Here is a 17,358-nt window from a genome sequence, read left to right on the forward strand (position 1 = left end):
CTCAAATGGCAACGTACTGTTGACCCAGTCACTCCTCTTCCTGGTGGCTCAGGAAATCAAAGGTTGTCAGAGTGTCGCAGTTTAGGCAGTGGTACATACTCGATGCGTCTTGAAAGTGCATGCCGCAAAAGCTTCCGCAGAAAGGGCAGCATTCATCCCATTCCAGATCACCCCAGTTCCAAACCCCCAGGTATTCAGGCACACCATCCCGATCATGTCCGATGACCTCAAACGAGTCATCAGTAGTACCGACGAACCCATCGATGTCGAAGTGCTTAAGGATCGGCAAAATGTCCGCCGGATCCAAGGTGAACCATTCACCAGAACCACGCAGATGCGAGAAATGTCGATGAATCTCCTTTTCCAGCCGCACGTCATCATCGGTACGAATCCACCCCAGAAGTAAAAGTTTCCTTGGATTCCCGGTTTGGAGACCTTTTTTGCGTTTCTCGATGTCCTTGGCCCGGCCTATTTTCACTTGCTCATTACTGTCTTCAATGAAGAAGTAGATCATCGCCGCGCCCTCCGTAGATCCATTATCCTGTGTCCTTTCAGAAAGCAGCCCACCGCATGAGTAGTAGGTGACACCAGACTGCCGATCCTGCGCCTAAGTGAGGTCACGGCTTGAACAACTCATCCAACGGCACGAACGCAGCGCCAGTTTCTGCGGCAGCTCTAACCTTCCGGTCAATCACCTCCGCAATGGGTATCCGCCGTCCCAGTGCTTTGTAGATATCCTCGCCGGACATGCAGATCACCTTTCGGCCTCTGCCAAACGCGTGAAGGCCTTCCTGTGTAAACCCGCCATAGCTGATGAAAACGCCACGCGCCCAAGCAGCCTTCTGATCGAGCTTGCCTTGAAACGTATGAAGCTCAGCTGCCCCAATCGGATCTCTGACCCATTTGGCCTCGATCAAATACGTTTCGTTTCCTAGCTGGAAGCTTCCGTCTATTTGCTCGCCAACCAGGCTGAACGGCGAACGCGCCTGAAGCTTGGAGGAGTCAAAAAGCTCTTTGAGGAATCCTTCGAATTCATAGCCACGCTTCTGCGGAGCTAGGTCGCGCAGATCATATAAACGCTGCTTCAGGGCATCAAGGAGCGCGCCCTGATCAATCACCGCTGCCGCAGCGAAAGGATTTTTTACCACCTGGGCGTGCTGCCCTGGCGATCTGATAGATTCGAGCAGGGATAGAAAGCGGCCTTCGGCGTTTACCACGTCTTCCGTGGACTTGCTCTCCGCCCGAATGGTTTGCCGATGTTTCCAGAGGGCTTCGAGCACTCGAGTTACCGTGGAGTGATCGGCGTTCTGGAGGAGGCATCTGACGCGCCTGGCCTTGGAGGTGCCATCCTTGGAAAACATCTCGTGGGAGATGTCGATCTCAAGCTCCTCCATGAAGAACTCGTCCATGGTGCGGTTGGAGAAATCGAGGACGTATCCGCCGCCCATGTTGAAGATGGAATCAAGAAATCGCATCTCTGTCGATTTGAAATTCGCCACACCTATCCTCATTTTTCAGCTCGCTGAAGGCATAAACCTATTCCAGGATCACGTTGCTAATCTGACAACCAATACGGCTCAAGTTGTCTAGTACGCGGTTCCGCGATCCACCCGGCTAATGCCTATCGTAGACGCGCTGCAGATTCGCATGCTAGCTTTGCCGCCTCTGATCTTCCTGGATCAAACGGTCGGCTCGTGAAGGCTCTAGTGCCACAGGTTGCAACACCCTCTTTATCGCACGCATTTCGACGATAGTCAGCGGGCAGCCGACACCCTGACGCTACCGGAGAATTGCTATGCGCGTCCCAGTCTATCCAGACGATCTGATCCGTAATCGTGGCTTCAAAAGCCTGTCCAAACAGTTGCAAGAGCGATGGTATGGCTCAACCCCGATCTCGCTTGCAGATGCTCAGAAAGCGCTCGCACGGGGACTGGGTTATCAAAGCATTCACGATCTCAGCGAGGCCTCAAAAGTCTGTCAACCCGGTGAACCTGTACCGCCAGAAGCCGATGTCAGGCAGGCAATTCGTTCAGCCATCGGCACTACCCTGCAGCCGGAAACATTGCTCCCTCTGGATCAACAGAAGCTGGAACGGCTTGTAAACGATCTGTCCCTGAAAAAACTCGTAGCCTTCAAACGTGCGCAGGTTTCTCCAAGTGCTGGTCATAGCCCGTTACCTGAACGGGTTAGCCGGGCTCAGTCAGGACTGTCCAAAGAACACATTCAGACGCTGGAGAATATCTTGTCCGAATCCGGCAGCTTGAGAGATCGGGCGCTGTTCGCATGCATGCTGGGTGCGCTGCGGGCAGGCGAGTTTCTATCGGCAAGAATGCGGCACGGTGGTGCGGTGTATGGCGTGAAGAGCCTTGATACCAAGAAGGTACTCGATGCAATTCCCGATAGGCACAGGTCGGTGTTCGAGCAGTACATCAAGACCTCGAAGTTGTCGGACGGAGAGTATCTGTTCCGTGCGATTAATGGCCCTGAGCGTCCACTATCGTCTGAAGCGCTGAGAAAAATCTGCGTCTCGTGGGCTCGGAAAGCGGGTATTGATGCGTCCCTGGTCACACCTCATAGTGTGCGCAAGACCACGGATGGTTATGCGGACTTGATGCGCCAAATGAGCGAGAAGATGGGGCACCACTCAGCCAACACCTCATTGGCATACGCAGTCGGACTACCTACAACCAGTAGCACTGTTCAATAGGCCCATACTCGGAAATGGTAGAGAGCTTCATTCGCGAGGCCATTAGCGGTTTCCCTGCCCTATGGGTCGACGGCGATCTGAAGTATCCCCGCTTTGGGCCAGCCCCCTGTCGGGGTACGGCTGTCGTGAACCAAACCTTGGCTTCGCCAGGGTTTGGCCCTCCGGGCGTCCATCCTTAGGCCTTTGGCCCATCGTGGGCCGGCGCGCTCCGCTTGCGATCATGGCCTGTTACTTAAACTGTGATCAGTCGGCCCATTCAAGCCTGATGAAATCTTCGATGCTTTTTGCTCGAGCTAGAACCATATTTTCAGTCCAAGATTCAGCGTCATGAATCTGTTGGCCGACATGGATCGTGGCAATCAGTCCGCAGCTTCGATAGACGTCTAGCTTTTCAACCGGAGGCCTAGCTTTTAGCGAAGAGTTTGTTCCAGGTGGCAGCATCGTCAGATTCCCGAGGTGGTGCATCCACTCAACGCCACTGCTCTGCGGTGCAATATGTTCTATTGAGCTAGCGGCATCCTGCTCCCAGATCTTTCCCCATTGGCTCTCATTTAGCTTCTGCCCTGCGAGCTTGGCCAAGTGTTCGTCATAACGGTTCAGCACATAGCGCAGCTGATTTTGCCAGCCATCGTAGCTGCTCACCCACTCAATGTTGTTCAAAACTTCGTCAATCGAATAACCCTTGGAGATTTTTTCCAACCCACTGAGGATTTGATCCTTGCTTAGATTATTCCGGTAAATTTCATAGCCAAGACGAATGTACTCCCCAACCTTGTGTCGGCTATCCCGGCTTGCCAGCTCGTAGATTCTGAAAGTAGCGCGCTCCCATTTGCCGAGTAGTTCTTGCTCTGTCTTCTTGTCGAATTTCCGCAGGAGGATCGCTGCGGCAACAAATCGAGCGTGCACAATGCGCGTAACAGCCCGGAGGCGCGGATCTCGGAACAGGCGCAGGTTCGCTTGCACTACCGCTTCGAGTTCATGCCCAACCTCTGCAATTGTTCTTAACTGGGTGCCCGCCTTTACGGTTAGCAGTGCGGTCGAATCTGCTTCACTGGGAATTCGATTAGGTCTCGCGTCAGAGGCCCATGCGCCTGCGAAGCGAAGAGCTTCGTCTCCAATTCTTGTACTGTTTTCCAGCGAGCGATAGATGCCCCGCCAGACGTCTTGCATTTCGGCCACTGCCTCATCGCGAGTACCACCCTCAACATGCTCGAAAATCAGCGCCATTAATTGGCTTTTGAGCTTGTCGATCCATTTCACATCCAGCCCTCGGCTGTTAAGAACCTCGAAGACTCGGTATACCGTAGCCTCGTCCGAAATCTCATGGTAAATAATCGTCAGCTTATTCCTGATGGTCACCAACAGCTCAAAGATCGTGTCTCCACGAGACAACCATTTGCTCACAAAGAGCTCGCAGTCACGGGCGGCTTCAACCAAGTTCTGATCTGCAGCAGTTTTTGCGGAGCCTTCCTCCACCACCCCCTTACGGATGTAGTTGGTGAAAACCTGACTCGCATCATGATTTGTCTGGAGCAGAATCAGAGAATGGTCGTCTCCTTTTACAAGCAGCTCACCCAACTCCCGCCGCACCTTGGCTTGCGTTACATCATCCTTGTCTAGAGCCTTTTCAATCGCTTTCATAAGGATGATGAGAGTCGTTACACGTTGTTGGCCATCCACCAGTTCGACAGTCTTGAACTCGTCGACGCCGAGAAGGCGGGTTTCTTTCTCCTTTGCCAGGGCGACCAAAGTAGCCATGAAATGCTCCCGGCCAGATCGAAATGCTTCCTCGATGTCGCCGAATAAGTCTTTACGCTGGCGAGATGTCCATGAGTAGGCGCGTTGGTATTCTGGAATTCGAAAAAGCCTGCCTTCAAGTAAACCAGCGATCTTCAGGTGTAGCGGATTGAGCTTCATGCGCGTTCCTTGCTGTAGAAATGATGAGAGAATAGCCATTAGCCAGCAAAAATAGCTAGCGCCCCCCGGCCAGTTTCCCCTGACAAAAGGAACACGACATGAGTCTGCGCACCAATGTGCTGGATGCTGTAATCGACGGTCACCTAGGCAAAGGTCTTGTTGTCACGAGACAAGCTGTGATCCAGCTTTTCAGCGATGTCGCTGAAACCTATACAGGCGTCTTCCTATCCAATTCGGAGATGACCACTGGCGTTAGCAGCCCAACCTATGACCATTTCACACAGCGGGTCGGTGTAGGCTCTTACCGCATTCATCCTCAAGCACTTTTGGATCGAATGATTGAGCGTGGGCTGGCTTAAGAATTGATCGCTTACTTAGGGAGTACCCATGCCTTTCAAAGCTGACGTCCGTCTCATCGCGGCGGCACGAACCGGTGGTATATGTGCTAATCCTCGCTGCTCTTGCTACCTGCTTGGCCCCGGTGATGATGGGCCGTACCAGGTCGACGTGTTTGAAGCCGCTCACATAATCTCGGGGGCCTCTAAAGGGCCAAGATACAAATTCATACTCGATTTTGATTACGACCACATATCTAACTGTATCCCCTTGTGTCGCTCTTGCCACAGGCTGATCGACCATCCTCAAAACTGGAAGATGTATACAGTAGAGGTACTACAGGAATGGAAGTTCGATGCAGAAGAGATGGCTAGAATGCGTCGAAATAAGCCTATAAATGTGCCTTTTTTTGATCCCAATACGGAAAGAGGGGTGAGGCGAAAATTTGCCGAGAATTTGGGCATGATTCTCGACTCTCTCTGGGATCACCAGCCTCTCCTTGGCCAAGGCATCCTCTCGCAATCTGCTTATCAAAATATCTGTAGAGGATCTCGCGGATTTTCATTCGGAGAATGGGGACATAACCATCCCGACCGCTCCCATGACGCGCGCATCGCTTACCGTCAAGACGGGCTGGTGGCAACAATGGAGCGACTAACAACTCTGCTCTATCAACGGAGGTGGGCACGCTACACTTGGTTGGAGGACATCAATTTCTGCTCTTTTCGAGAGTCCAGATTTTCGAATTTGGACAGTAGATATACTGACAATCTGAACCATGAACTACAGATCCTAATTCGACAAGCACATGACTTTAGAGATATGCCTTAGAAAGTTTTGAGCGCACTCCACCTGGCAGCGTACGTAGCTTTACTCTAATCAAAGGTGGAACCATGTGAGTTCTAATTTACTTTTGGAAGGGCAGTTTCTTCCGCCTCCCGAAGGTCGTTGGTTACTTATTCGGTAGTCCTGAAGAACTTCGCATACCGCAATCAGGAGATTCTTCCAGCCGGGGTCGCAGTAGATCTCGTCGACGGCAGGGTCAGAGAAAATCCGGGGAAAGCGTTCTCTGAACTCTTTGATGTCGATCTCGGGCAGAGCTTCAGTGTTCTGATTCATAGTGTCCAAGGTTCGTCAGGGCTGAAGACCAGGCATCATTCAGGCGTTCAAGATGAAGCAGTGCGCGCAGGCGATGGCTTGAGGATCGACGTCCGCCAAGGCCAAAACCCGGCCTTATCGGGGCAGGGTTCACGACAGCCATACCCGAAGCGGGACAAGCTCAAAAAAACAGCGCATCGGCTATTGAAGGCGACGAGGCGTTGGGATGTAACGATCCCCCGCAATGCGCAGGAATTCACGCAAGCTTCGCCGTCCCACATCACGCCTGAAGGTCGCAATCACGTACTTGGAATTGACCGTAGTGATCACCCAAAATCTTCCCTCCTTTTTCACACGCTGGATGTCCGAAGTCCGGAGTAGTCGACCATCCGAGAATCGCGGATCTGCTATCGCGAGAAGGTGGCCAAATACAATGCCAACGGCACTGCACGCATGGATATGCACATTAACCAGGTAAGCGGTGACCAAACCTTCGTAATCGTGGCTGACAGCCTTTGCGATACGAAGGAGGTCAAAGTCCGAATAACGCTTTACGTGCAGGTCGACCGCAACAGTGTTGATCTCTGACATGACTACGCTGCCCCAAAGGTGCAATGCACACCATTGGCCACTGCACTACGCCGATACAGCTCTTTCAACCCAGTCAGTGAGCCGACATCGAGTTCACGCTGATGTGTATTGACGTACACATCACCGCTCTCGACCTGAAGAACGCAGATCGGCACCTCTACCTGGTTGAGTCCCATCGACAAAGACGTCAAGTGCTCCATCTTCCAGCCCGAACCTTTGTTCATCCAGCCAGGTGTTACGACCTGGACTTCCTGGACAACGCAGCTCTCATTCTGAGCAATGAGTAGCTCTACAAGACGGGGCTCATCGCTGACCATTTCCTCATAGGCCACGAATCGCTCTTCATGCCGGCGTTTGAGACTGACGTGATACCAATGCGTCGCGAGAGATCGTGAGACCGCGTGAAAGTGAGCCAAGCCGTCGCCGAACATCCCTACTGGGCCGGCTTGGTCTTGCATGCTAATCCTGAACATCGTCTTTCTCGAGTGATGCAGGCCCGCCTAGGGCACCTGCGATTAACATAAGCCAAATATTGTCTTCAGCGAGGCCTTCATCTCGCGCCCTTCGCCTACCAGCACGTAAACGGTGTTCCGCGTCTCAAACAGGCAAACACCGTCGAAAGACTTGCACAGAGTCGAGCGCACCCATCCTCCTGGCGGAAATCGGCCTTGCTGGTCATGGATTACGCAATGTGCGTACATGAACATCGGTTGCAGGCCTGTAGCTCGTACCTTCGCGAGGGACTCGGGAGACTCGTCGACGTGAAAAATGAGCCAATCCTCGACTAGGCAATACGGCTTTCGACCGAAGCGATCCTCCACCAACGCCTCGATTTCGGCTCTGGGTAGCTGTGTTCCGAAAGAGGAAATCTCACCCTCCCGAATCAGTCCAGGCTCTGAAGAATTACCCATAAATTGCAGCTCCTAAAAACAGCGGAGAGAAATGGAGCATTCTCCGGGCGCTAATCAGCCAGCGATTACGGCTAAAAGGCCATCGCAATGACTATATACATTTGTTTGGCCTCAATCAAACCCGGCATACCGTCCTCTTTTTGGGAGGGAATGCTCTGATGTCATTGCGCAAGGCTTACGCGGCGACGTTGCAGTGGCTGAGGGTGCGGCGTGGCTTATCGCAGGCCGATTTTCAGGATAAAGCTGATCAAGGTCACATCAGTCGGCTGGAAGCCTCGTCGGTCTCAGCCAGCGTCGATCTCAGCGCAGATCTAGCTAAGGCCCTGGGTCTTCGGCCTCTTTCGTTTCTTACGCTTGTAGCTGCAGCTGATGAGGGTAAGACAGCGCGCTCCGCCCTGGACGAAGTCCTAGTCGAATTGCGCCAACTCGGTGTATTGGACGAGGTTATGCCACGCGAGCCTCAATCGCTTGTCCCTCCCCAGACAGCAGCGCTGGCAGAGAAACTGCGACAGGTACAGGAACTGAAACGCGCAGGGCTCTCGCAAACTGAAATCAGCGTGCAGCTAGGTATGCCCAGAACCACCGTTCGCCGAATGTGGCATGCTGAAGACTGATGGTGTGCTAAACCCATCACCTACAGGAGAGCATATGGAAAATGACCCGTCTGGCGTTGGCAGTGTGGAGGAATCGGTCTCTACTGCTCCGCCATCATTTTCAGTGCAGGCTCGGGGATTTGACGACGCTGAGACAGCAACAAAGGTTGCGACCCTTGTGGGGAAAATCATTCGAGAGCTCGGGCGATACATAAGACTGCAGTCGCTCGATGGGGTGACCATAGCGTTTGATTACGATCAAGCGCTTCTCGATCTGGACAGAGGTTACGAGTCTTCCCACCGACTGCAGGCTACCAACTCCCACGTATTAGGCGTAGCCATGACTCCTTCTGTGATCCGAGATGGTGAGTTGAAGTCACATATACTTGTGCGAGCAGCTATTTTACTTCCTTTACTTGATGATGCAGACCAGGAGGGTATTCGCACCGCCGTCCATGTACTTGCTCACGAATGCGGCCATGTTGAGGTTACGCGGCAGTTCGACCAATGCTTTCCTGGCGTGATTTTGCGGAGTCAGCTGCCGCTACTCGATACCCTGCGCTGGAATACTATTTTTGCCGTATGGGACGAGTATGCGGTGACCTGGATTTCGGCCACTTTTGGCGCAGACCAAACCGACGGATACAACCAGACGTTCCTCGCCGATCTGAAAGATCTGGATGATCTGAATAACGAATTGATCAGTGCCTACCGCGCCCACGGGAATGTTGATCAGATTTTGTCGGAGGTGTATCGCAATTGCGGAAACCTCCTGAAATTTGGCGGCTACTGCTTAGGTAATCTGCGAGGCAAAAACATCCCTTGGCGCGAGCGCTATGATTTGACCTCCGTATTGCAGGGCCACTGGTTTGAGCCGATCTTCCAGGAACTCAGCGATGCGTGCGCCGAGCTTGCCGAAAGCTATGGGGAATGGACAAACATGGACGCTTTTTTATCTATCAGCGACATTCTAGACGAGCTCGTTTACCGTGCTGGATTGCATGTGACGCCGCAGCCTGATGGAAGTGCATATGTCGAGATTCCATTCACCCTTCAGACTTTGCCACGGGTCTAATAGCAGGGTTAGTGAATTAGGTTCGGTAGAATGAGGGATCAAGAGTGCTAGATCGGCACGGACAGCCAGAGCCAACGCCAAAGTCCCATCGCGATCCTGAAGAAGATTTCGGAACGTTGATCGAGCTGTTTGCGAGGATGGTCGAAGCTCAGCGAGGTCAGGTGTTGAGCTCCGCAGATGCCTGGACGAATGACGCACAGATATTGGCTGTAAAGCTTTTCAAGCAGGCCTGCTCAGTCAGGCTGATACTTGATCCGACGCAGTTAGACTTCCGCGACGGCTCGCAAATTGTCTTCGTCGATCATTCCTCAGCGACAATCCTGGCTCGTGCCTGCTTGGAAACGTTCATCGTCTTCCATTGGATATTCCAAAGCCAAGACCCAGCCTTGCGCAGATTTCGACACGGTGTTTGGCGATTAGGCGGGTTGATGGACAGGCTCAAGCTCCACCCTTCCACCGATCAGGCTAGAGAGGCACTGAAGGTGGCACGGCTTCAAGCCGCCGACCAAATCGCAGAAATTGAGCCATCGCCTTTCCTTAGCAGCTACAGTCCGGATCAGATTAAGCGGTTGATGAAAGGAGACTGGAGAGTTGGCTGGTCATGGACGGATGAAGCGGTAAGGGCAGGCTTCAGCAAAAAATATTTTCAGAACGTGTATTCACATTTTTGCGGATACGCGCACACGTCCTACATCAGCTCAATGCAAATGGGGCTGGCTCAGTCAATCGAGGATCAGCAGATGCTTGGCTTAGTCGCCCTGCAAACCTGCGTACATGTGTTGGCTCGAGCGATAGCGCTTTACGCAGTTCTTTTCCCAGCGGGCCGTATTGCGCTAGAGACGTCTCCAGAGGACGCCCAGAAAGTGGCGTGTTTTTGGGGCTTCACGAATGTTGAAATGGATCCTTTGTACGAGGAGCCTTCAGGGGAACATCGGTGAGGCGGGTGCCTTCCTGACCAACCTGACGTCATCACCTATCGTGAGCTTAGCCAAACCTCCAATTTTTGCAGCCTGTTCAGCTCCAAAAGCTTGGGCTTGCCAAGATCCAGTAACTCAAGCAGCCGACTTCGCGCTTCAGGGGAAGGAAACCATTCGGCGACTTCTACGTTGCAGTATCTTGAGTCGCTCAACGTCCATTTCACGATCATGTCTGCTGCAGCTCTGTAGTGGTCAGCCATGAAAAGCTTTTTGTCCTCTACGGGCCAGCCACGCTTCCTGAGCTGCTCGGTCACGTCGCTGATCCCCATGTCGCCAAAAAACACATCGGTTTCTGGGTAGTGAATCCCTGCAAGCGACACCTTTGCAACGCCCGAATCTCGGTCGAAGTAAGACAGGAAATGCCAACCACCAGTCATACATCCTGGGTGGGGAAAATTGATTGCGGCCTTTCCAGTTATGTAGTGCCGGCGAGAAACGCGTTTGAGGTCAAAATCGAAGAGCGGTTGCACCATGTGACAAGCCTCTGTGCACATGTGCACCTGTGCTACTGATTGCTAGGACACACCCTGAAGACGGAAGACTGAGGCGCAGCAAGTTTCCATCGGGCTCAGCCTCTGAGGTGACTTAGAATCACCGCCATCTGAACTTTGCTAGGCACAGCCCCATGGACGAAGACCTGATCTGCCACCAATGCTTGAACGAAGCCTATCTCATTAGGTTGATCAGACGAACCGGCGTGACTGCGGAGTGCTCGTTCTGCCTAAAAAAGCTTAAGGCTATCCCATTCGAAGACCTGATCAGCATGGTCGACGATGTCCTCCAGAAGTATTGCCATCCTGGAGCAATATACGATCAGTACGATGACAATGGAAAACGCTCTGAAACAGAGCAGACTGGCGATCCCCTTATCTTCCATGTCGCAGAATTGCTTGGTTTGGATGAGGACGACCCGGTTGCCGAGCGTGTTCTCTGCGACCTCAACGAAAGCTCCCATTACGACATCATGCAAGGAGGTGAAGCGAGGTACAGCGATGATGAAAACTATGAGTGGAGAGTGATTCGACCAAGAGAAGCAGAAGCTCGATGGCTGAATTTTCAGAACGAAATGAAGCATGGAAATCGATTTTTTAGTCAGCATGCCAAGGATTTTCTGGACTGGCTATTTCGAGGGCTTTCATCCTTCAAAAGCCCTAATGGCTCGATGTCCGTTGTCAGAGAGCTTGTCGACGACCAGATCTTTCGTGCCAGGCGCTGTGATTCCGCTTCAGAATACGACTCGATCATTAGCAAGCCTGCTGCAGAACTCGGCCCTCCACCCAAGGAGTCCGCAGGTGCTGGCCGAATGAACCCTAAAGGGCTGGCCGCTTTTTATGGCGCTTTTGACCGAAAGACCTGTGTTGCCGAGCTTCGCCCGTCAGTAGGAGGACGAGTCGTAAGCGGAGAATTCAAACTCACAAGACCCGTTCGCGTACTGGATTTCATCGCATTGGATGAAGCCTACGAAGCGAGGCCGTTGAGTGCGTTTGAAGCCAGCTACGAAGAGCAAATGGGTAGGCGCATCTTCTTGAAAACACTCCACGCAAAAATTACCGTTCCGGTACTTCCAAACCAGGAACACGAATACCTAGCTACACAAGTCATGGCGGAGTACCTAGCTACACAATTCGACCCGCCGCTCGACGGTGTACTGTTCGAATCCGCTCAAGTGCGGAAAGGTACAAACCTGACCCTTTTTAATCATGCCGTGGTGGCTTCACTCGAGCCTAGAACTGCTTTCACAAACCTAGATGATTTGCTTAGCAGCACCTCATCGCAGACGGCTGCGATTGAGTACGTGCCTGACACGCTGGTAAGGCATAAGGTTTGTCGTGTCAAATTCATAACTGAAGACCTGCAGCGCGATGATGGTCAGCCAGAATCCGACGAGCATTACGACGACTGGGATGATTACTAAAGGCTATGTACGCTGACGTAGGTGTTAGAAGATGCGCGGCTGCGGCAGTCGTCGTGGCCGACTAAAAGTCGAACGCTAGAGATCCTTCAGCAGTTTCTCAAGCATCTGTTGCTCCCATACAGATAGCAGTGCAATGGGGTCTGTGCCAAAGCGATCTCCGGAGTCAAACGACCAGCGCCGCCCATCAGCGCTGATGCATTGTTCGCAGTAATCCAACTGATCGCAGTCGTTGTAAATCGATATCTCCCAACCATCTACATTGATCTGGAAGTGGCCGGCATAAATTTCGTCCCACGATTCATGACCCACCTTACTCATGACGGTTCGACCGAAAGTCACCTCCCTAAGTACCTGGGATACCTCTCTTGCGGAGAGCTCAGCCGCAGTGTTTTCGCTAACGCTACCTACCTGGGATGAACGCGCTGCCGCTCTTGCCTCTTTCAGCCTTCGCTCAGCGTACATAGCCGGGTCATCAGCTGGCAGCGGGTAGCCTGCAGCGGATAGAGCTTCGGCGCGTTCTTCAATGAGTAGGCGCTCGGGATCGCGAACCTTTTGGTAGGCTCTGCCTGGTATACGTCGAGTTGTGTCCATTCCCGGCTCCCCAGAAGGCTGATGACTAAGAGCGGCTAAATTACTTTTAGAACGATAACAGAACGCTCTGAATAGAGATGCTGCGCTGCGAATCAGTGGGGCGGGATGCGTTACGATCTATGCTTCCTAGACACGTAAACCCAGAGCAAACGGAGCGCGCAGGCGTAAGGGATGCGAGCTCGTAGGGGGCGAGACACGCCGTGGCGGGGCTCAATTCGCCGCAGGCGGCACGCCGTCAGCGATGCCTGGCTCAAGCAAGAGGTAACCCAATGCGCCACAATGACCTCCGCGAGCTGGAAGCCAAGAGACGAAAGGCTTTGTGGATGCTTGCGAGCATATCCCCAGGCGATCCGAAGGCGTTCGATGCCTTATCCATCCTTGATGACCTAGACCTGCAAGAGCGAAAATATTCCCCTCATACTGACAAGGCGCTTGATCTCAACCAGGTTCGGGATTGTGTCACGGTGCAGCATCACCACTCCGGCATCGACATCATCTTGGAGCAGACTATCCCGCAGCCCTGGCGAGAACGTTTTCTGCAAGCGAGCATCGGATCAACCAGAGTTCCTGACGGGCCCTACGCCACAAACTGGGATAAATTTCTGACTGAATGGGTGCGTGAGATGCAGCATCTGCAAAATCACCGGCTCGTACAGGCTGCTAGCGACTAAAACAGCTGGTTCGAGCGATGTAAAGCGTATGCATAAGCAGTAGGTGTAGCCGCAAATAGTCACAACCCTCAGACAGGAGGCACACTGTGGAAGTCCAACTTTCTTCATTGATTTTGACGGCTCTGGGATAGCTCCTGATAGCTATCCTAAACCACCAGTGTGAAAGCTCCCGATGCCAGAGAGTAGAACTCTTGCCAGCACCTCTGCTTCCGTCTCTCTAGGTACAATACGAGCGTGACGCCTGCACCGTTCGGAGGCTCATTTTCAGAAGATGTTTAATGAGTGCGTCTACCAACATCAATTAGTAAAGGAATACGATCTTGCATATTAAAAGCTTTGGTCTGTTGGGGCTTCGAACACTCTGCCTCAACAACATCATGCAGACCAACTCCCTCGATCCGCGTGATGTTCCACAAGTCAAAGCTTCACAGGTTAATATTTTTGTCGGCCCAAACGGCGGCGGCAAGTCAACTGTGCTAGATATGGTGCGCGCACTCAAGGATGTTGAGATTATAAAAACGATTGCTCGTGAAAACATGCGATCCACTACCGTGGCGGCTTCCATCATCTACTTTGACAATGGAACTCGGGTAGCTTCAGTATTCAACAAGCTAGATATTGATGAATTTGGCACATACATAGCCGTTACTACACAAGACGACAGGCACTTATTCAAGGGAAGCATTTACAGTAAATCGTCGAAACCTCCAAAAGAACTTTTAAAGGTTTTAGATAAACTGGAAGCAATAATTAGTTTTCGCTCATCACACGACGAGCGCGGAGTTTGTATTAATAAAATCATCAACGCGCTCAATAATGATGGCAAGCATCTAGTGGGACTCGCGCCGCACCCATTGCAGCCCGACCAAGTAGACTATAAAAGGCCTCCGAATGCCGATGACGCCTACAAGCATGCCAACCCAGTTAGCTTTCTTGACAAGAACACATTAGGTGTCTACCTCAACGATGATTTAGGTCAGTACAACCATATCCCAATAAAGATGCTGCCGTCTGGATGGCGGGCGTTTGCTGGGCTAATAGGATGGCTGAACTCTGTTAATGATAACCAGATATGTGTCATCGAGGAGCCTGAAGTCCACCTGCATCCAACACTTCAGAGACTCATGATGGCTAGGGTTTCTGAAATCGTCACCCGCAAGAACCTTCAGCTTTTCATCTCTACGCACTCGTCTGTGCTTCTAGACATATCAAGCTGGTCTGTACCAGACACAAAGCTATTTGAAGTCAATGGTTACGCATTATCAGAATTAACATCACCTGCAAGGGCTCTGTCAGGGCTCGGCATAAAGCCAAGCGATGTTTTCCAAGCCAACGGCGTGATATGGGTCGAAGGGGCGTCTGATCGAATCTACATTTTGCACTGGCTTTCGCTCTGGTGCTCGACACATGGTAAATCCATGCCCATGGAAAACCTTGATTTCTCCTTCGTTCTTTACGGCGGGTCTATGCTCGGCCATTTCACATCAAATGCTACGCCAGGATTAATTGACATATTCAGTATAAATAGGAATTCCATAGTAGTTATGGATCGAGATCTGGACTTTCAGCGCGCAGCTGACGGCACTGATGAATGTATTAACCAAAGCTGCGTGAAATATCAGGTTTGGACAGACATTGCTGAACATGAGTCGAAGACAGGATATTGCTGGGTGACTGAGGGCTATACGATTGAAAGTTATTTGCCAGCAGCTTTTCGAGACAAGCATTATCGGATTTTCGGCGCTAGACTAAAGCAGGTTACCAGCTATTCAAAAGTTACTGTCGCCGACAAATTCATAACTGGGAGCAGCACTTTCAACCATAGCCATGATCCACAAACCGACTTGCCAACTCAGATTGAAAGGCTTTTCAACACTATTGAGGCATGGCAGTTGTAGGCCTAAGCCTCGCCTCGAAAGGAAATCATAGGTCTGCATCCCAAGCATCCATCGCCTCGCTCACAGTAGCCAACCAGCGGAGATGATCGTTTTGTATGGCAATGGCGACGTGCCTGGCTGTGTTGGCTTCGACCCAAGTCGGGAGACTCTCTATGGCTTCTGTGAACAGACTGGCTGTAGCGACAGCGAATCGCCCCGTACTTGTAGACTGAAGGCACACGTAGCGCACAGCAGCGCCACTAGAGAGCCGACGCCAAGCCACTACCTCAATACCGTCCTGCAGCTCGACAGTGGCCTCAGCAGAGGTATCAGCCTCCTGCCCCACCTCAACGGCTGCCACTGCTTGGCATAGCCCACTAGACGCTCCGGGTTTGTGGACAAGATGCTTCAACTGCTCACGGGAGGCGACAATTTGTTCACGGAGCTCTTCTGGATCGATGAAAATCCCTCCCTCTTGAGTCACCCGGAGGGTCTTGAAGCTGTTCGCTGCCCGGATGAACTCACGCTCACGCGCTTTCTCCCACTCGGGGCGGCGGTCGGGATTGATGAGGTTCCAGAGGCGTGCGAGGAGCTTCAAAGCATTACCCTTAGATGAGGTGATGACCGTAGTTGCTGCGATCATACGACAGCCCTAAAGAGTGTGATCAGGGCTTGGATGTCGCACTGGTTTTCTCCAGGCGCAGAAAAGGAAAAACCGGCCCTAAGACCGGTCTTATAGCTCGATGCCGCTGAGGATCAAATCGATACAGGCGCAGAGATATGCGGGTGCGGATCGTAGCCCACCACCTCAAAATCTTCGAACTTGTAGTCGTAGATGGATGCAGGCTTGCGAAGCAGCTTCAGCTCAGGCAACTGACGTGGCTCACGAGCGATTTGAGTCTTCACCTGCTCCATGTGGTTGGAGTAAATGTGAACATCGCTGAGCGAAATTACGATCTCCCCAACATCGAGATCACACTGCTGGGCGAGCATGTGAGTCAGACACGCCAGGGACGCCGTGTTGTATGGGAGCCCCAAGAAGGTGTCGGACGACCTGATGAACAGGTGAGCAGATAGCTTGTTTTCCACGACATAGAACTGATAAAGCAGGTGGCACGGAGGCAGCGCCATCTTGCCTTGCCGGGCATTTTCCTGAGGGCTCACCTTCTCGTCGGGCAGGTACTCTACGTTCCAACCATGGAACAAGATTCGCCGGCTATTGGGGTTAGTCTTCAGGGCGTTCACGACGTAGTCGATCTGGTTGATCGTCCCGCCATCTTTGGTTGGCCAAGCTGTCCACTGCTTCCCATAAACAGGCCCGAGGTCACCCTCCTCGGTGGCCCACTCGTTCCAGATCTTTACGCCATTCTCATTGAGCCATTTGACGTTGGTATCGCCGCCAAGGAACCAAATAAGCTCATTAACGATGCTTTTGAAATGCAGTTTCTTTGTTGTGAGCAAAGGAAAGCCTTTTGATAGGTCATGGCGGAACTGCCTACCAAATACACTTATAGTACCTGTACCGGTTCGATCACCTTTAACAGCACCATTTTCAAGAACGTCTGTCAGTAATTCTAGATAGCTTTTCACGCATTCTCCTCCGCCTGGGCAGCTTCCAGGATACTGATAATCTGCTTAAGTTTATCAATGTCTCGCTGAGACTCCAAGAGACGTTTATTGGCATCGGCCAAAAGGCTTTTATAGGTATCTCTCGAACTCACCATGCCTTGATATTTATTCTCGTTGGTCTGAGCAATATCATGGGCCACTTTAGCCTCTGTAAACCAATGAAGAATCTCAATTCGAGCAGCCTCCAATTTCTCAGTTAGCACTACAAGTGGCTCAACTGGTTTTTTGTTAGAAACTTTCTTCCGCAGAACTTCGATACGGCGATTTTCCTTGATAGTCTCAAGGCGCTCTAAAGGCCAAACACGTTGCCGGATAGTATTTCGATGCATACCGGTAATGCGGCTAAGTTCGGCAACAGTTGCCTTCAGAGATTCGTTCGCACCGATATCAAAGAGTGCCCGAGTCAACAACTCTGTGTACTGATCAAAGTCTTCCTTGTTCTTCTGATCGAATGCCCGTGGATCACTCAT

Annotated in this window: 20 protein-coding genes; 9 read left to right on the forward strand and 11 right to left on the reverse strand. The window is 52.0% G+C overall.

Translation table 11 applies throughout. The features are described from left to right. Positions 1-28: 28 nt before the first annotated feature. Both OC605_RS06415 and OC605_RS06420 read right to left on the reverse strand, forming a co-directional pair. Positions 29-514, reverse strand: coding sequence for a GIY-YIG nuclease family protein (locus tag OC605_RS06415; protein WP_179599282.1), 486 nt, complete (start codon positions 512-514; stop codon positions 29-31). 103 nt (positions 515-617) lie between these two features. After that, on the reverse strand, positions 618-1,499 hold the full coding sequence (locus OC605_RS06420; RefSeq protein WP_262136532.1) for a restriction endonuclease: 882 nt from the start codon (positions 1,497-1,499) through the stop codon (positions 618-620). Positions 1,500-1,795: 296 nt separating this feature from the next. On the opposite strand from OC605_RS06420, the gene OC605_RS06425 reads away from it, so the two are divergent. Next, positions 1,796-2,707, forward strand: a complete 912-nt coding sequence (locus OC605_RS06425; RefSeq protein WP_262136533.1) for a hypothetical protein — start codon at positions 1,796-1,798, stop codon at positions 2,705-2,707. 243 nt (positions 2,708-2,950) lie between these two features. Here OC605_RS06425 and OC605_RS06430 read toward each other — a convergent pair whose 3' ends face one another. Then, positions 2,951-4,624, reverse strand: a complete 1,674-nt coding sequence (locus OC605_RS06430) for a DUF262 domain-containing protein (RefSeq protein ID WP_262136534.1) — start codon at positions 4,622-4,624, stop codon at positions 2,951-2,953. A gap of 98 nt (positions 4,625-4,722) precedes the next feature. On the opposite strand from OC605_RS06430, the gene OC605_RS06435 reads away from it, so the two are divergent. After that, entirely contained in the window at positions 4,723-4,983 is a 261-nt protein-coding gene (locus OC605_RS06435) for a hypothetical protein (protein ID WP_057723467.1), read from the forward strand. A 28-nt stretch (positions 4,984-5,011) separates the two neighbouring features. After that, positions 5,012-5,791, forward strand: a complete 780-nt coding sequence (locus OC605_RS28125) for an HNH endonuclease signature motif containing protein (protein ID WP_410055984.1) — start codon at positions 5,012-5,014, stop codon at positions 5,789-5,791. Between the two features lie 468 nt (positions 5,792-6,259). On the opposite strand, the gene OC605_RS06440 is transcribed toward OC605_RS28125, so the two are convergent. Genes OC605_RS06440 through OC605_RS28000 form a run of 3 tightly spaced genes read right to left on the reverse strand, consistent with a single transcriptional unit; the run spans position 6,260 to position 7,560 of the window. Further along, a complete protein-coding gene (locus OC605_RS06440; protein WP_262136535.1) occupies positions 6,260-6,649 on the reverse strand; it encodes a hypothetical protein in 390 nt (129 codons plus the stop codon). A 2-nt stretch (positions 6,650-6,651) separates the two neighbouring features. Continuing rightward, positions 6,652-7,122, reverse strand: coding sequence for a hypothetical protein (locus OC605_RS06445; protein ID WP_262136536.1), 471 nt, complete (start codon positions 7,120-7,122; stop codon positions 6,652-6,654). Positions 7,123-7,164: 42 nt separating this feature from the next. Continuing rightward, a complete protein-coding gene (locus OC605_RS28000; protein ID WP_316044633.1) occupies positions 7,165-7,560 on the reverse strand; it encodes a DUF6957 family protein in 396 nt (131 codons plus the stop codon). A gap of 158 nt (positions 7,561-7,718) precedes the next feature. Here OC605_RS28000 and OC605_RS06450 point away from each other — a divergent pair, with 158 nt between their 5' ends. The 3 genes from OC605_RS06450 (at position 7,719) to OC605_RS06460 (ending at position 10,166) form a co-directional block, all read left to right on the forward strand. Further along, positions 7,719-8,174, forward strand: a complete 456-nt coding sequence (locus OC605_RS06450) for a helix-turn-helix domain-containing protein (RefSeq protein ID WP_262136537.1) — start codon at positions 7,719-7,721, stop codon at positions 8,172-8,174. Between the two features lie 34 nt (positions 8,175-8,208). Beyond that, positions 8,209-9,228, forward strand: coding sequence for a hypothetical protein (locus tag OC605_RS06455; protein ID WP_262136538.1), 1,020 nt, complete (start codon positions 8,209-8,211; stop codon positions 9,226-9,228). A 116-nt stretch (positions 9,229-9,344) separates the two neighbouring features. Continuing rightward, positions 9,345-10,166, forward strand: a complete 822-nt coding sequence (locus tag OC605_RS06460; RefSeq protein WP_262136539.1) for a DUF5677 domain-containing protein — start codon at positions 9,345-9,347, stop codon at positions 10,164-10,166. A gap of 35 nt (positions 10,167-10,201) precedes the next feature. Here OC605_RS06460 and OC605_RS06465 read toward each other — a convergent pair whose 3' ends face one another. Beyond that, entirely contained in the window at positions 10,202-10,678 is a 477-nt protein-coding gene (locus tag OC605_RS06465; protein ID WP_262136540.1) for a hypothetical protein, read from the reverse strand. 152 nt (positions 10,679-10,830) lie between these two features. Between OC605_RS06465 and OC605_RS06470 the strand changes: the two genes are divergently transcribed. Beyond that, positions 10,831-12,120, forward strand: coding sequence for an RES family NAD+ phosphorylase (locus OC605_RS06470; RefSeq protein ID WP_262136541.1), 1,290 nt, complete (start codon positions 10,831-10,833; stop codon positions 12,118-12,120). Positions 12,121-12,195: 75 nt separating this feature from the next. Here the strand turns inward: OC605_RS06470 and OC605_RS28005 are convergent, their stop codons facing one another. Next, positions 12,196-12,711, reverse strand: coding sequence for a hypothetical protein (locus tag OC605_RS28005; protein ID WP_316044634.1), 516 nt, complete (start codon positions 12,709-12,711; stop codon positions 12,196-12,198). A gap of 269 nt (positions 12,712-12,980) precedes the next feature. Here OC605_RS28005 and OC605_RS06480 point away from each other — a divergent pair, with 269 nt between their 5' ends. Together OC605_RS06480 and OC605_RS06485 are read left to right on the forward strand one after the other, a co-directional pair. After that, positions 12,981-13,382 carry a hypothetical protein gene (locus OC605_RS06480; protein WP_262136542.1) on the forward strand — a complete coding sequence of 134 codons (402 nt, stop codon included), beginning with the start codon at positions 12,981-12,983 and terminating at the stop codon, positions 13,380-13,382. Between the two features lie 320 nt (positions 13,383-13,702). Next, the gene (locus OC605_RS06485; protein WP_262136543.1) at positions 13,703-15,280 is read left to right on the forward strand and encodes an ATP-dependent nuclease; all 1,578 of its coding nucleotides are present in this window, start codon (positions 13,703-13,705) and stop codon (positions 15,278-15,280) included. A 25-nt stretch (positions 15,281-15,305) separates the two neighbouring features. Here OC605_RS06485 and OC605_RS06490 read toward each other — a convergent pair whose 3' ends face one another. From OC605_RS06490 to OC605_RS06500, 3 genes are all read right to left on the reverse strand, one after another. Next, the gene (locus tag OC605_RS06490) at positions 15,306-15,902 is read right to left on the reverse strand and encodes a hypothetical protein (RefSeq protein WP_262136544.1); all 597 of its coding nucleotides are present in this window, start codon (positions 15,900-15,902) and stop codon (positions 15,306-15,308) included. A gap of 113 nt (positions 15,903-16,015) precedes the next feature. Continuing rightward, complete coding sequence (locus OC605_RS06495; RefSeq protein ID WP_262136545.1) at positions 16,016-16,849, reverse strand: thymidylate synthase; 834 nt, start codon at positions 16,847-16,849, stop codon at positions 16,016-16,018. Further along, positions 16,846-17,358: a hypothetical protein gene (locus OC605_RS06500; RefSeq protein ID WP_262136546.1), complete on the reverse strand. Its 513-nt coding sequence runs from the start codon at positions 17,356-17,358 to the stop codon at positions 16,846-16,848. The genes OC605_RS06495 and OC605_RS06500 overlap by 4 nt, the downstream gene beginning before the upstream one ends.

Source organism: Pseudomonas sp. Marseille-Q5117, assembly GCF_946901175.1.
GTDB lineage: Bacteria > Pseudomonadota > Gammaproteobacteria > Pseudomonadales > Pseudomonadaceae > Aquipseudomonas > Aquipseudomonas iranensis.